This window comes from Mycobacterium sp. 852014-52450_SCH5900713, from assembly GCF_001667075.1.
Lineage (GTDB): Bacteria > Actinomycetota > Actinomycetes > Mycobacteriales > Mycobacteriaceae > Mycobacterium.
The window spans coordinates 212,497-227,296 of the sequence record NZ_LZIL01000032.1; the positions used below are offsets into that span (position 1 = coordinate 212,497).

Here is a 14,800-nt window from a genome sequence, read left to right on the forward strand (position 1 = left end):
GTCGTTTCCGCGACACATAACCTATGCAGATGACACGCGGCAAACCGTCGCACTCGGTTATGCCTCGTGACGTCGACGGGGCTCAGCGCGCGAAATCCCACTGGCCGAAGTCGGGCGCCAGGACCTCGTCGATGTCCACGTTGATCCCGCCGAGCAGCGGGCTGGGGTTGCTCGGGCTGTTGACCACGGACTGGTAGAGCACAGCCGCGGGTTCGCGCTGTCCATGCGACCACGACTTCGTCTGCCACGCCCACCGGTGCCCGGGCGTGGTCGAGTTTCCTATGACGCCGTCGCGGATCGCCCAGCCGCACGCGCCGGCATGGCCGTAGATGCCGGTGCGACCCACGCCCAGGACCGAGTTGATTCCGCGAAACCATTGGACGGCAACGCTATTCCAGGTGTTGACGTCGATGTCGTCGTCGATGCTGAAAAAGATCGGGGCCGAGCCCGGGCCCCCGGCCGCGGCGTGCAGCCGCGATGCGGTCTGCGCATCGGCCACGCCGCCGTCGTAGCCGCGCGTGCAGTCCGAAGGGTCGGGCCACCCGGGTTTGCCGTACTGGAAGTTACTGACGATCTGGAGACCCGCCGCGCGCAGCGCGTCCGCGTACTCGCGCGTGATGGGCTTTGCCTCGAAATTGGCCCCCGGCCGTGACTCCGACACATAATTCACCACCCCGCCATAACCCGCGGATTTGATCTCGTCCGGGGCAATCCTGCGCTCGGCGAAATCGATCAGCCGCATGTCGGCGGCGAATGCCTTTGGCCCCGCGGTGTTGGTGGCCAGCGTTGCGAGGCCGAGTAAAGCCGGCGCGGCGGCAAATTTCAGGGCGTCGCGCCTCGACACCCATCGCGGCGCGCCGCGTTCGCCTGCTGCAGCCGAATCCTGCACCGCGCGATGGTAACAAATAGCGCCCGACCTGGGCGAACTGCGGCGCGGGCGCACCGGCTGGCCCCGGGCACGTCGACGAAGCCATCGGCCGCCGACCCGAGCGCCCCGCTCGCCCCGCCATGGCGTCGGAGCTGTGCTCCCGCCGGCGCCCACCGGCTCATCACCTGCGGCTGGGTATAGCGTCGAATACCTCGTGCCGCGCGGGGGCCCGGCCGAACGGTTCAATCCCGTTCGGGGCCGAATGGCATGATCTTTGGGTGCCGGATTTCCGTCAGACCGTTTACCCGGGAGCCGGTGACGCCCGAGCTCGTTGCGCTCGATTAGGTGATCGAACTATAGTCTGGACACATGTCCAGTTTGCTGTCGCGGGGTTCGGGAGCCCGTTGACCGCGATGGATTCGGCGCCATTCCGCGGCCATTCACCAGCAAAGAAGAGTTGAGTATGCGAATTGCCCTGCTGTCCTACCGTAGTAAAACCCATTGCGGCGGACAGGGCGTCTACGTGCGCCATCTCAGCCACGGTCTGGTGGAACTGGGTCATGACGTCGAGGTGTTCTCCGGCCAGCCCTACCCCGACCTGCTCGACCCGCGGGTGCGGCTGACCAAGGTGCCGAGCCTCGACCTTTACCGCGAACCCGACCCCTTCCGCGTGCCAAGGCCCAGCGAGATTCGCGACTCGATCGACCTGTTGGAACTGCTCACCACGTGGACGGCTGGTTTTCCGGAACCCCGGACGTTCACCATGCGCGCCGCGCGGTTGCTGGCGGCCCGGATGGCCGACTTCGACGTCGTCCACGACAACCAGAGCCTGGGCACCGGGCTGCTCACCATCGCGGGTGCGGGACTGCCTGTGGTGGCCACCGTGCATCATCCCATCACCCGTGACCGGGTGCTCGACCTGGCGGCCGCGCGATGGTGGCGAAAGCCGTTGGTGCAGCGCTGGTATGGATTCCTGGCGATGCAGCAGCAGGTGGCGCGCCAGATCCCGGACCTGCTGACGGTCTCGTCGTCGTCGGCCGCCGACATCGTGAGCGACTTCGGGGTCTCGCCGGACCAGCTGCATGTGGTGCCGCTAGGCGTGAACACCGACTTGTTCAAGCCGGGATCCCTTCCCCGGCAACCTGGGCGGGTCATCGCGATTGCCAGTGCCGATACGCCGCTGAAGGGTGTGCGCACCTTGCTGCATGCGGTCGCTCGGCTGCGTACGAGCAGGGATCTCGAGCTGCGGCTGGTCGCCAAGGTGGAACCCAACGGGCCCACCCACAAACTCATCGCCGAGCTCGGAATCTCCGACATGGTCCACATCACCAGCGGGCTTTCCGACGCCGAGCTGGCCGCGTTGTTCGCCTCGGCCGAAGTCGCCTGCATTCCCTCACTCTACGAAGGGTTTTCGCTACCGGCGGTGGAGGCGATGGCCAGCGGAACGCCGATCGTCGCGAGTCGGGTCGGTGCGCTCCCGGAAGTCCTCGGCACCGACGGCGCGTGCGCCGAACTGGTACCGCCCGCCGACGTCGACGCGCTCACCCGTGCCCTCGGAGACCTGCTGGACTCGCCGGAGAAGCGACGGAGCCTGGGCAAAGCGGGACGAACCCGCGCGGTCAACGTGTTCAGCTGGGAAGCCGTGGCCGCCCAAACCGTGCGGGTGTATGAGCGGGCGATCGCACGCAACGCCGCCTCGGCCACTCCCGAAGGGGAAACGCAATGCTGACAGTCGATTTCGACCGGCTACGGGTGGGGCCGGCGACGAAGGTCATCGACGTCGGCTGCGGAGCAGGCCGGCATGCCTTCGAAGCGTACCGGCGCGGTGCCGACGTGGTCGCGTTCGACCGCGATGAGGCCGAATTGCGTTCGGTGGATACCATTTTGCGCGCGATGGCCGAAACCGGTGAGGCGCCTGCCGGTGCGTCGGCGAAGGTGGTGGTCGGTGACGCCCTGAAGTTGCCGTACGCCGACGAGACGTTCGACTGCGTGATCGCGTCCGAAATCTTGGAGCACATACCGCACGACGACGCCGCGATCGCCGAATTGATCAGGGTGCTCAAGGCCGGCGGCACTCTGGCGGTCAGCGTGCCACGCTGGCTTCCGGAGCGGGTGTGCTGGCTATTGTCCGACGAATACCACAGCAACGAGGGCGGCCACGTACGCATCTACCGGGCCAGCGATCTGCGCGCCAAGATCTCGGATGGCGGAATGGAATTGACGCATTCCCACCACGCGCACGCACTGCACTCCCCCTTCTGGTGGTTGAAATGCGCTGTGGGCGTGTCGAACACCGATCACCGAGCCGTGTCGGCGTATCACCAACTCCTGGTATGGGACCTGACGCAACGGCCGAAGATCACGCAGCTGGCGGAATCGCTGCTCAATCCGCTGGTCGGCAAGAGCGTGGCGATGTATTTCGTCAAACAACCGCCGGCCGAAAGCCAGGCGACGGTGGGATATTCAGTTGCGTCGGTCTAACCCACCATCGGTCCCGGGCGTCCTCAGTCCCGAGCAATGCCGTCGCACCGCGCTGTCGATCGCGGCCATGCAGGAGCCCACCGGGGCCATCCCCTGGTCTGAGGGGGGCCACACCGACCCGTGGGATCACGTGGAGTGCGCGATGGCGCTCACCGCCGCCGGGCTGCTGGAATCGGCGCGCGCCGCGTTCGAATGGAGCCGTCGCACGCAGCGGCCGGACGGCTCCTGGCCCATCCAGCTCCGCGCGGGCGTCGTCGAAGATGCCAACAGCGACAGCAACTTCTGCGCCTACATCGCCACCGGCGTCTGGCATCACGTGCTCGTCACCGGCGACCGGCGCTTCGCCGCTCAAATGTGGCCGGTCGTGCACAAGGCGATCGACTTCGTCATCGACTTACAGGTCGGCTATGGCGAAATCTGTTGGGCCCGTGGTGAAGCCGGCCCTTTGAACGAAGCGCTGCTGACCGGTTGCGCAAGCGTCTTTCACAGCATGCGGTGCGCCTTGGCGCTCGCGGCCCTGGTCGGCGAGCCTCAGCCGGAGTGGGAACTGGCGCTGGGCCGACTGGGACACGCGTTAGCCGCGCACCCCGAGGCGTTCACCGAGAAGGACCGCTACTCGATGGACTGGTACTACCCCATTCTCGGTAGCGCGCTGCGGGGGCCCGCGGCGGCCGCGCGCATCGAACAGCGCTGGGACGACTTCGTGGTCGGCGGACTGGGCATCCGCTGTGTGGTGGACCGACCCTGGGTAACCGGCGCCGAGACCTGCGAGCTGGTGATGGCGCTGGACGCCATCGGTCAGCGGTCCGCCGCCCATCGCCAGTTCGGCGCCATGCAGCATCTCCGCGAGGAGGACGGCTCTTACTGGACGGGTTTGGTGTTCGCGGACGGGAAACGCTGGCCCGAGGAGCGCACCACTTGGACGGGAGCGGCGATGATCCTCGCCGCGGACGCGCTGTCGAACACCACTGCGGGCGCCGGGATTTTCCGCGCCGAGGGATTGCCGATGGGTCTGCAGACCGACTTCGACTGCGAATGCGTCTCCACAGGTCCCGGCTGGTGACGTGAGTCCGGCTAGATCTGCTCGCCCGGCTGACCGCTGACACGTTCCAGGACCCTTAGCGATCCGGTGGCGGAAACCTCCCGGAACTGTCCGGAATCGATAGCGCGACAGTAGATGTAGTAAGGGGGCCGTCCGCCGTCCCTGGGGTCCGGGAAGACGTCGTGAATAGCCAGCGCGCCGCCGACGGCCACCCACTTCGCCCATCCGTCGAAGTCCTGGTTCGCCGCGGCCTCACTGTGGCCGCCGTCGATGAACAAGACTCGCAGCGGTGACCGCCACCCGGAGGCGACGATCGGCGACTTGCCCACGACGGCGACGACGTGGTCGTCCAGCCCCGCCGCATCGAGCGTGCGCCGGAAGGTTGGCAGGGTGTCGAACAGCCCCGTGACCTCGTCGACCAGCGCGGCATCGTGGTATTCCCAGCCGGCCTGGTGCTCCTCGGAGCCGTGGTGGTGGTCGATCGTGTAGAGCACGCCCGCGGTTTGTTGGGCCGCGGCGCCGAGCAACAGGGTGGATTTGCCGCAATACGTGCCGATTTCGACGGCGACGCCGCCGTCGAGATACCGCAGCGCGGCTTCGTAGAGCGCCCGTCCCTCGTCGGCGGGTAGGAAGCCCTGCACCTGTTCGGCCAGCGCGAACAGGCGTTCGGGCGCACTCGCGTCGACGTGACTCATCAGCTGAACCTATCGTTCGCGCCACCGGTGCCCCCACGGTGGTCGGGGTCGCCGCCGCGCGACCGGACTGAGGTCGCTTTGCCTAAGCCCAGCGGCCGGGCCGGGACCGCTTTACCATCATGCTGTGCTTGCCCGCAGACTCCGTGACATCAGCCTGGCGGCGGTCCTCATCGCGGCCGCACCGGCGTTGCCCGCTGCCCTCCCGGCGTCCGCAATTCCCAGCGCCGCGGCCGCCACCTGCCCCCAGGTGCAGGTGGTCTTCGCCCGCGGACGGATGGAGTCGCCGGGACCGGGGGTGTTGGGCAACGCGTTCATCAGTTCGCTGCGATCCAAGGTCAACAAGAACATCGGCGTCTATGCCGTGAATTACCCCGCCGACACCGAGGTTGCTCAGGGTGCCAACGACATGAGCCACCACGTTCAGGACATGATCAACAATTGCCCGAATACCCGGCTGGTGCTCGGCGGCTACTCGCTCGGCGCGGCGGTGACCGACGTGGTCCTCGCGGCGCCCATCGGCGCGTTCGGCTTCGACAGCCCCCTGCCGCCGGGCGCCGACCAGCACATCGCTGCCGTGGCCCTCTTCGGCAACGGCAGCCAGTGGGTCGGTCCGATCACCAACTTCAACCCGACCTACAACGACCGGACCATCGAGTTGTGCCACGGCGCCGACCCCATCTGCAACCCCGCCGACCCGAACACCTGGAACGCGAACTGGCCGCAACACCTCGCCGGTGCGTACATCGACGCGGGCATGGCGAATCAGGCGGCCGACTTCGTCGCCGGCAAGCTCTGAGCGATCCGGCGCGCCGGATCCGAGCCGGAAGGCCCAACGCGGCTTCCGCCTGAAAAGCAGGTCACAGGGCGACGGCGAAGGCCTTTGTTTGTGAGCAATCAGTCTGAGGCACTTGCTGTTTGGTGCTTGTCGCGGGAGTGGTGGTCAAGCCAGCGGTAAGCTATGAGCTTGATCCGGTCGTTGAAGAGGAACCACACCACCGAGTAGCCCCAGACGATGCCTGCCCACCGCCACCCCAGGGGCGTCATCGCCACGCCGTAGACAGCGATCAACGTGGCAGTGCTTTGCGCCGTGATGACAGCGCCGAGCAGCAGTGGTGCCGGCGCCGGCCGAGACCAGAACGGGCCACGGGAGCGGGTGAGGAAGATGGTCAGCTGCCCCGCGACTGACAACTTCAGGTAGATCATGGTGCGGATGAAGTCACGGCTGAGCCCGAACACACTATCGGCGATGAAGAACAGCGTGAAGCTCGCGACGACGCCGATCACACCCAGCACGGTGGCGATGGTCAGCACGGCGCGCATGTCCCACCTGACGGGCCTGGGTGAGCCGCGCACATGGTCGTATGCGATTGAGAGGATCGCGCCGTCGTTGAGCAGCGCCAGGAACACGATCATCGCGGCGGTGACCGGGAAGAAGTTCATCGACACGACCGCCAGGGTGATCAACAGCAGCACCCGGATGGTCTCTGCGATGCGGTAGGTGGCGTAGCTGGTCAGCCGGGCGAAGATCTCGCGGGCCAGCCCGATGGCGGACACGATCACTGACAGCCCCGGCGCCAGCAGGACCACGTCGGCGGCCGCGCGGGCCGCGTCGGTGGCCCCAGAGACCGCGATGCCGGCATCGGCCTGCTTGAGCGCGGGGGCGTCGTTGACGCCGTCGCCGGTCATGCCGACGATGTGGCCGCGATCCTGCAATAGCCGCACGATGTGGTACTTGTGCTCGGGAAACACCTGCGCGAACCCGTCGGTCGCCTCCACCCGGTCGCCCAGAGCGTCGTCGTCAGCGGTGCCGTCGAGGATGGCGGCATCGAGGATCTGGTCGCCGAGGCCGACCTGGCGGGCGATCTCCCGGCCGATGGCGACCTGGTCGCCGGTGACCATCTTGACGTCGATGCCGAGTTCCTTGGCGGCGGCGATGGTTGTCGCGGAGTCCTCGCGAGGCGGATCGGCTAACGCCAGCACACCCATCAGCCGCCAGGAGCCGTCTCCGGCCGTCTTCGCCACGCCGAGAGCCCGGTACCCATGGCTGGCGAACCGTTCGACCACACCGGCGACCTCAGCGGACGCGCCGTCACCGTCACATAAGGCGGAGATGATCTGCGGTGCGCCCTTACTGACCCGAAAGCTCTGCCCCTCCGCGTCGCGCACCCGCGCTTCGGTGCGTTTGCTGACCGGATCGAAAGGAACGAACTGCTCGACCCGCCCCGCCGGTGGTTGCTCCACGGCAGCCAGCACCACCAGATCGATGAGGTCGTTGTCCTCGGCGCGCGAAGCCTGTGCGGCCGCGGTGAGCAGTTCATCGTCACTGACGGCGGTGGCGGTCCAGCGCGCAGCAAGCGCGAGGCGGTTCCGGGTCAGGGTGCCGGTCTTGTCCGAGCACAACACGTCGATTCCGCCGAGTTCTTCAACGGCCGGCAGGTGGCTGACGACGGCCTCATGACGCGCAAGCTGGCGTGCGCCGATGGCCATCGTCACCGACAGCACCGCCGGCAGCGCCACCGGGATCGAGGCGATCGTGACCACCAGGGCGAACTCGAGGGTCTGCAGCACCGGGTTGCCGCGCACCAGCGAGACCGCAACCGTCAACGACACCAGGGCGAGCGCGATCACGATCAAATAGTTGGCGATCCGCAGCACCGCGCGCTGAAAGTGGCTGACCGTGCCCGCGCTTTCCACCAGCGCGGTGGTCTTACCCATGTACGACGACGCTCCGGTGGCGTAAACCAGGGCGTCGGCCTCCCCCCGCACCAGTACGGACCCCGAAAACAGGTTTTCTCCTCGCCCGCGGCTGACGGCCAGCGACTCGCCGGTCAGCGCGGACTGATCTACCTGGAGGGCGACGTCGTCCAGCACCCGCAGATCGGCGGGAACCACGTCACCGAGGCGTACTCGCACGACGTCGCCGGGCACCAACTCGCGCACCGGAAGCGTCACCCATTCACCGCCGCGCAGCACCCGCGCCGAGGTCGCCAGCTGCTGTTTGAGTGCAGCGATTGCGTTGGCCGCCTGGTGTTCCTCGAAAAACGCCACCAACCCGTTCATCGCCAGCAGCACCCCGATGATCACCGCGTCCGTCCAATGCCGCACGGCAAGCGACAAGGCCAGAGCGACCTCGATCATCCACGGTATCGGCGCCCAGAAATAACCCAAGAATTCCAATACCGGATTGCGGTGTCGCTCGGCTATCTCGTTGGGACCGTAACGCTCCAGTCGCTGCTGCGCCTCGGCGGATGTCAAACCCGTTGGGTTGCCCGTCAATTCGCTGGAGTGTGTCAACCCCACCTCCCCGGATGTTGGCGATGTCCGGCGTCCACCATCGCACCTTCACTGCGTGGGAAGTAGGGCCAAACGACCCCCAATATCGCGCGCCTTGTTCGCCGACGGGCAACCCGCGACCCGGCCCGTTGGTGACTTCAGAATCCGATTACGCATGCGATGGCGGATTCGCTTATCAGGTCGAGGGTCGCAGCGGTTACCCGTTCTATCGGTATCTCCGTGTGATCCGACACAGGCCGGCCAGGCAAGCGGGCGGCCGCAATTCGGGGAAATCGGGATGAGACGGCTGATCCCATCGGACTGCGCCGCCAATGGCCAACTCGCGGAGTTCCCCAAACAGACACGGAGCGATCGGAAACGCCTTTGCGGCCCAATTAACGCGTCCGGCAAGCCCGTGCCCCGGACGCCTTTGGCGCAATTTGCGCGCCGAAATGGTCAGGCCGGGGTGTTGGTGCTGGAGTAGAGCTTGAAGTCGCGGATCAGCGGAATGACCTCGCCACCGGCCACCGCGGCACGCTGGCTGGCGCGGAAAGCGGGATGACGGCGCATCGCCTCACGGCGTTCGCGTTCCTGGCGCCGAGCCGCAGCCCATACCGGGTGGGACTGAAGGGAAATAACCGTCGCTCCCGTTGAATTCGCCACGATCGTTAACTCCTCCCAGTGCAACCCGCAAAAACTACGCCTTGTGGTTATCGGCTTGTGATCTCAGGATGCCCGGCCGATCCTGAGACCAAACCATCCACGAAGTTGAGAATTAGCCATGAATTTCGACTAATCCTTTAGCCGCTACCGCGCCGCCGTCCGTGCTGGCCCACCGGCGATTCGAAACGTTAGCGGCGAGCACCGACAGATTTCGGAGTTCGGTCGAGACGGCGGTGGCTGCTATCGTCCCCGCGTATGCCCAAGATGGACCGCCGCCGCATGATGTTGACGACCGGGATCGGCGTGCTGGCAGCCGCGCTGCCTGCGCCGGTGGCCCTGGCCCGCCCGGGTCGCACACCCGCCCCCGCCGCTCCCAGCGGCCAAACCGGCACCTACATTTTTCACGACGAATTCGACGGACCCGCCGGCTCGGCGCCGGATTCGTCGAAGTGGACGGTGGCGAAGGCCCGGGAGACCATCAAGGATCCGACATATTGGGAGCTGCCCGAACATATCGGGCAGTACCGCGACGATCGTCGCAACGTCTTCCTCGACGGCAATTCCAACCTGGTTCTCCGCGCCGCCAAGGACGGCCCCAGCTACTACAGCGGCAAAGTCCAAAGCCTCTGGCGGGGCGGCGTCGGCCATACCTGGGAAGCCCGTATCAAGCTCAACTGCCTGACGGCCGGCGCCTGGCCGGCCTACTGGCTGGGTAACGATGACCAGGGCGAGATCGACGTGATGGAGTGGTACGGCAACGGCAGTTGGCCCTCGGCCACCACCGTGCACGCGAAAGCCAACGGCGGCGAATGGAAGACGCACAACATTGCGATGGACAGCGCCTGGCACACCTGGCGCACGCAGTGGGACGAGGCCGGCATCCGGTTCTGGAAGGACTACTCCGACGGGGCCCAGCCCTATTTCGACGTGCCGGCGAGCTCGCTGCCGGATTGGCCGTTCAACGGACCGGGTTACACGGTCTACCCGGTGTTCAATCTGGCGGTGGCAGGTTCCGGCGGCGGCGATCCAGGACCGGGCACCTATCCCGCCGACATGCTCGTCGACTGGATCCGCGTCTGGTAGGCGGGTTCAGTGGGTGAGCAGGGCGACCGCACTCGACGATTTGCCGCCCGGACGGCGCAAATCCGGCCGAGGCAGCCAGGCAAGCGGACGCATCCAGATCGGTAGGCGATGCAATCGGTGGGCGGCCACCAGTACCGACTCAGCCTCGACGGTCCGCCAACCAAGGTCTTCGAAAAAGGCCAGGCCGTTGTCGGGTGCGAATTTGAACGGCGCGTTTTCCGAGATGCCGGCGACGTTCTTGTTGATCCGCTTCTTCAGGCCCGGAAAGGCGAAATCGAGCATCCACCACGCGACCTCGGGGCGCTTGATCGCGTCTGAAAGCCCGACGACGGCGGTGGGCTCGAGGTACATCGACAGGCCCTCGGTCAGCACGAAGGCCTTCGCCGCACCATCCAGCGCGTCGTTGAAGAACGTGTCTCGGGCGCGCGGGTCGGCGAGGTCAACCGCTATGCGTCGGAGCCGGCAGCGCGGGGTCTGATCGCCGAGTACTTGCGTCTTTTCCTCGAGCAACTTGGGCAGATCGGCCTCGACCCAGGTGAGATCGGGTGGGAGGTCTAAGCGATAGGGCCGGGTGTCCAGACCGGCGGCCAGATTCAGCACCCGGTCGCAGCCGTTCGCGAGCGCGTCGGCGATGGCGTCGTCGATGAGCTTGGTGCGCGCGACCAACCAAAAACCGCTGCGATCGGTCCAGCGAACGTTGTCGACGATCGCGCGGCCGTGTTCGCCGGCGAGACGCTCCGCCAGCGGGTCGCTGAACAGCGCGTCGGGGCGGGCCGATTCGGTTGCCCGATGCAACGCCGTCCACCGGGCCGTATCGGAAACATGGGTGATCGTTTGGCCTGGGCGTGACATACGTTGCGTTATAGCAAGCCCCGCTGCCGCTCTACTGACCGGCCTTGCCGCCGGCGAGCCACGCTTCCGTCACCCCGCGGGTCTGGGGCGGTGGGTAGACGGTGTCCGGTCGGCCGATTTGGCCGACCTTGACCGTCCACGCCGATGATGAGCGGTCGATGCAACTCCCGGCGCCCTGGCTGGGCAGCCACAGCACCGCGGTATTGCCACCGCCGCCGGTGCCGCACCCGTACACCGGGACATACCCGTCGGCGCGACCGCCCCAGGCGCCACCGTTGCGGAACAGGCACCGCGTGCCGTCGTCGAGAGTCAGCGCGAACGGGTCCGGGGTTGTGGGTGCCTGCACGGGCGGCAGCGGGCCGTCGTAGTTCACCCGATGCATGCGCTTGTCCCAGGGATTGTCCACGCACAGCAGCGATCCGGGTGTCGAGGGCCAACAGGTGAGGGCGCCCGCCGCGGTTGGCGAGCAGGAGTAGACGTTGTCGGCCAGCGCCGACGGCGACGGTGAAGAGCACTCGCTGGCCTGGCCGACGTTGCCCGGTCCGGACGCCACCTGGTAACCGTTCATCGGTTGGCCATCGGGCCCGACGGCCACGACGGTGATCTGCTGGGTGGGCGGCGGATCCGCGGCAGCCGGCCCGGGCGGCGACAGGATCGTCGCTGTCAGCACCGTCAGCGCGGCGACGGGGACACCGGCGATTCGCGACATCACGTTCACCGCGCAAAACCTTTCGTACGGCGGCCCCCTTGTTGAAGGGTACGGTGCGCATATGTCCGATCGAAACCGTCGTTTTCTGCTCCGCGAACGCCCCACCGGCCGCATCGGCCCGGACACCTTCGAACTGAGCGAGGAGGCGGTGCCCGAGATCGGCGACGGCGAGGCGCTGGTGCGCGTCGACTGGATCTCGCTCGACCCGACCAACCGCATGTGGATCAACGACACCCCGACATACCTCCCCCCGGTCGGGCTCGGCGAGGTCATGCGCGCCGCCGGGATCGGCGAGGTCGTCGCGTCCAAGAGCTCCACCTACGCGGTCGGACAGCAGGTGCAAGGCCTGCTCGGCTGGCAGGAGTACGCGGTCCTCACGGACACGGCGATGGTGAACCCGGTGGACGTGGCACCCGGCATCTCGCCGAGCGCCTACCTGGGTGCGCTCGGGATGACCGGGCTCACCGCGTGGATCGGGATCCGTGAGATCGGCAAGCCGCGGCCGGGCGAGACCGTCGTCGTCTCCGCGGCCGCGGGTGCGGTCGGGTCGGTCGCCGGCCAACTCGCCAAGGCCGCCGGCGCTCGCGTCGTCGGGATCGCCGGCGGGCCCGAGAAGTGCGCGCTACTCACCGACCAGCTCGGCTTCGACGCGGCCGTCGACCACCGAGCCGACGACTGGGCCGCCCAGCTGGCGGCGGCGACGCCCAAGGGCATCGACGTCGACTTCGAAAACGTCGGCGGCGACCTGATGGACGCCATCTTCGCGCGCCTCAACATCGGCGCCCGCGTCGCGCTCTGCGGCCTGATCTCCGGCTACAACGCGGAAGACCCCCCGCCGGGCCCCCGCGCATTCGGCAATCTGCTCATCCAGCGCGCCACATTGCAGGGTTTCATCGTCCTCGACCACTTCGGGCGCGCGCCGGAAGCGATCGGCGAGATCGCGGGCCTGATCGAGGCGGGAAAGCTCACCCCGCTCGAGACCCTCGTCGAGGGCTTCGAGCAGCTGCCAACGGCGATCAACATGCTCTTCGACGGCAAGAACGTCGGCAAGCTGGTGGTCAAGGTCGGCTGATCCTCAGCCGAATTCGAGTAGGGCGAAGACGCCGCGATAAGGCTTCGCGGGCGGAAAGCGCCAGAACGCGGGGTATAGCTTGCCGAAGAAGAAGCCCCGCCCCGCGGGCATCGGTACATCGTGCACGGCACGGATGCCGGGCACGCCTTCCGCCAGCTTCGCCAGTTGACGCACCGAGAGGCTGAAGGGCATCGGCGGTACCCGGTAGCGCTTGGACGATCGCAGCCCCCTTCGCGCGACCTTCTTGACGATCGTCGGCGGCAGGTCGAAGAACATCCGGCCGCCGGGAAATCGCTTGGCGCACTGGGTGATCAGTCCCAGCGCCTCGTTGGGCTGAAGGTACATCAGCAACCCTTCGGCGGTGACGAACACGCCGTTGCCGGTGTCGACCTTGTCCATCCAGCTGTAGTCGAGTGCGGACTGCGCGAGATGAGTGATCCGCGTGGATTGCGGCAGCAGCCGCTGCCGAAGGTCGATGACCTGAGGCAAATCCACCGAAAGCCAACTGAATTGCGCGCCGGGTAGGGCGCGGTCCAGGCGCCAGAAAGACGTCTGGAAACCTTCGGCAAGCGCGACCACGGTCGCCCTGGGATGCGCGGTCAGGTAATCGATTGCGCACCGATCGACGGCCAGCGAACGCAGCGCCATCTCCTGGCCCCTGCGCCCGAACTTCTCGAAGTCGAAGTCGAAGGACTCCACCAGCCTGACGGCCATCGGATCGTCGATGATCGGGTCCGGGCGCCCGGCCTGATATGCCCTGCCGTAGAGGGTCAGCAGCGCCGTTTCCGAAACACCGGTCAGCAGCGTGGCATCCACCTTCTGGCTGTCTTGATTCGTCATCACGCCAAACCGTAACCGGCTCAGCGCCGAACGTAGGTGCCTACGCGCCGTCTCATGTCGAGCGGCTAGGCCGGTGCGGAAGCCGGATCGATCGGAATCGCGATCTCGTTGCGACGCCGCATCGGCAGCGTCCAGGGCGGATCGTAGAACCAGGCCTCGGCCTCTCCGGTGGTCTTGATCCCGTTGTCCCGCAATGTTTTCCTGAGCTCATCGGTGCGAGACGCGACCGCCTTGGGGCTGCGGTCACCGCTGAATCGCAGCACGGCTACGGTCGCGGACGGCACGGTGACGAGGCGGACCTGATCGTCTTTGGGCGCGGGAAGGGTCTCCATCGTCCACTTCTCGGGCATGAAAAACCGGATCACCCAGCCACTCTCGGCGCTGGCGGACTGTACGACGGGCGCGGTCATCGCGATCTGCTGGCCACGACGGCCCGGCTGCTGGCTGACGGGTGCCGTCATCGAGATCGATTCGTTGCCCCGATTGCCGCCGAATATGTATCCCGCCAGTCGTCGGAACCCCACGTCACGAGCGCGGTTTTCGTCGGCGTCGACTGTAGTCTCGGCGGCAATCCGCGGACCGTAGCGGCGTATCTCGACGGTGCCGGTGAGCGGATGGCGCGTGTACTTCGGTTCCTCGAGGCCAACGCGAATGCCGCCCACCGCCAGAACCGATTCGGCGACCTGCTCGGCGAGCTTGATCGGGTTCATCATCAAAACCATTTGACCCACCAGGCCCCGATGACGCAAGTGCGGTCACTCCCCAACGACGGTGTCACCCGACCCTTGTCTTTCGTCGTGGGCGAGGGTAACGCGCGTCCTCCCCGGTGGCGGGTTGGGATCGGTAGCCGACCCGGGGATCTGTACTTGGCGCAACGACGACGCCAGTCCGGCGCCGCCCCACGAAAGGAAGTCAGAAATGAAGATCGTCCCGGCCAGCATCGAAGAGCAGATCAACCGGGTGGACCGGCAGCGCAGCCTCTACATCGGGCTCAGCGCCGGCGCCGTGGCGCTGTGGAGCGCTTTCCGGCTGATCTGGGCCCTCTACATCGGGATGACATTCGGCTGGTTCTTGGGGTCGATGGTCTTCCAGTTGGTGCTGTGGGGCGTGATCGGTGCGGTCTCGGCGGTTGCGGCCGCTGGGTTCCTGACCCGCTACGCCAAGGGCTCTTGACTCGTCCGTAGCAGCGCGAAGTTCCGAACCTCATGGAGGTTCGGAACTC

15 protein-coding genes are annotated in these 14,800 nt (G+C 66.8%); 7 read left to right on the forward strand and 8 right to left on the reverse strand.

What is annotated here, in order from left to right; translation table 11 throughout:
- Positions 1–82 precede the first annotated feature (82 nt).
- Positions 83–889: a DUF1906 domain-containing protein gene (locus A5773_RS08075; RefSeq protein ID WP_066954530.1), complete on the reverse strand. Its 807-nt coding sequence runs from the start codon at positions 887–889 to the stop codon at positions 83–85.
- 442 nt (positions 890–1,331) lie between these two features.
- Between A5773_RS08075 and A5773_RS08080 the strand changes: the two genes are divergently transcribed.
- The 3 genes from A5773_RS08080 to A5773_RS08090 are packed head-to-tail and all read left to right on the forward strand — an operon-like array spanning position 1,332 to position 4,412.
- A complete protein-coding gene (locus A5773_RS08080; protein WP_066954527.1) occupies positions 1,332–2,597 on the forward strand; it encodes a glycosyltransferase family 4 protein in 1,266 nt (421 codons plus the stop codon).
- On the forward strand, positions 2,591–3,349 hold the full coding sequence (locus tag A5773_RS08085; protein ID WP_066954524.1) for a class I SAM-dependent methyltransferase: 759 nt from the start codon (positions 2,591–2,593) through the stop codon (positions 3,347–3,349). The genes A5773_RS08080 and A5773_RS08085 overlap by 7 nt, the downstream gene beginning before the upstream one ends.
- On the forward strand, positions 3,336–4,412 hold the full coding sequence (locus A5773_RS08090; protein WP_066954521.1) for a prenyltransferase: 1,077 nt from the start codon (positions 3,336–3,338) through the stop codon (positions 4,410–4,412). Before A5773_RS08085 ends, A5773_RS08090 begins: the two co-directional genes overlap by 14 nt.
- An 11-nt stretch (positions 4,413–4,423) precedes the next feature.
- Here the strand turns inward: A5773_RS08090 and A5773_RS08095 are convergent, their stop codons facing one another.
- Positions 4,424–5,086 (reverse strand): class I SAM-dependent methyltransferase, encoded by a 663-nt coding sequence (locus tag A5773_RS08095; protein WP_067790437.1) that lies wholly within the window; start codon positions 5,084–5,086, stop codon positions 4,424–4,426.
- Positions 5,087–5,210: 124 nt separating this feature from the next.
- Here A5773_RS08095 and A5773_RS08100 point away from each other — a divergent pair, with 124 nt between their 5' ends.
- Positions 5,211–5,882: a cutinase family protein gene (locus A5773_RS08100; RefSeq protein WP_066954515.1), complete on the forward strand. Its 672-nt coding sequence runs from the start codon at positions 5,211–5,213 to the stop codon at positions 5,880–5,882.
- 98 nt (positions 5,883–5,980) lie between these two features.
- Here the strand turns inward: A5773_RS08100 and A5773_RS08105 are convergent, their stop codons facing one another.
- Entirely contained in the window at positions 5,981–8,380 is a 2,400-nt protein-coding gene (locus A5773_RS08105; protein ID WP_232001816.1) for a plasma-membrane proton-efflux P-type ATPase, read from the reverse strand.
- Positions 8,381–8,815: 435 nt separating this feature from the next.
- Entirely contained in the window at positions 8,816–9,022 is a 207-nt protein-coding gene (locus A5773_RS25950; RefSeq protein ID WP_156744782.1) for a hypothetical protein, read from the reverse strand.
- 255 nt (positions 9,023–9,277) lie between these two features.
- Here A5773_RS25950 and A5773_RS08110 point away from each other — a divergent pair, with 255 nt between their 5' ends.
- Positions 9,278–10,105: a family 16 glycosylhydrolase gene (locus tag A5773_RS08110; RefSeq protein WP_067790444.1), complete on the forward strand. Its 828-nt coding sequence runs from the start codon at positions 9,278–9,280 to the stop codon at positions 10,103–10,105.
- A gap of 6 nt (positions 10,106–10,111) precedes the next feature.
- Here A5773_RS08110 and A5773_RS08115 read toward each other — a convergent pair whose 3' ends face one another.
- Positions 10,112–10,957 (reverse strand): SAM-dependent methyltransferase, encoded by an 846-nt coding sequence (locus A5773_RS08115; protein ID WP_066954509.1) that lies wholly within the window; start codon positions 10,955–10,957, stop codon positions 10,112–10,114.
- Between the two features lie 31 nt (positions 10,958–10,988).
- Positions 10,989–11,675 (reverse strand): hypothetical protein, encoded by a 687-nt coding sequence (locus A5773_RS08120; RefSeq protein WP_066954506.1) that lies wholly within the window; start codon positions 11,673–11,675, stop codon positions 10,989–10,991.
- A gap of 52 nt (positions 11,676–11,727) precedes the next feature.
- On the opposite strand from A5773_RS08120, the gene A5773_RS08125 reads away from it, so the two are divergent.
- Positions 11,728–12,738, forward strand: a complete 1,011-nt coding sequence (locus tag A5773_RS08125; protein WP_066954503.1) for an NADP-dependent oxidoreductase — start codon at positions 11,728–11,730, stop codon at positions 12,736–12,738.
- 3 nt (positions 12,739–12,741) lie between these two features.
- On the opposite strand, the gene A5773_RS08130 is transcribed toward A5773_RS08125, so the two are convergent.
- Complete coding sequence (locus A5773_RS08130) at positions 12,742–13,578, reverse strand: class I SAM-dependent methyltransferase (protein WP_066954500.1); 837 nt, start codon at positions 13,576–13,578, stop codon at positions 12,742–12,744.
- Between the two features lie 65 nt (positions 13,579–13,643).
- Positions 13,644–14,300, reverse strand: coding sequence for a heme-binding protein (locus A5773_RS08135; RefSeq protein WP_066954497.1), 657 nt, complete (start codon positions 14,298–14,300; stop codon positions 13,644–13,646).
- 196 nt (positions 14,301–14,496) lie between these two features.
- Here A5773_RS08135 and A5773_RS08140 point away from each other — a divergent pair, with 196 nt between their 5' ends.
- On the forward strand, positions 14,497–14,751 hold the full coding sequence (locus tag A5773_RS08140) for a hypothetical protein (RefSeq protein ID WP_066954494.1): 255 nt from the start codon (positions 14,497–14,499) through the stop codon (positions 14,749–14,751).
- Positions 14,752–14,800: the final 49 nt, after the last annotated feature.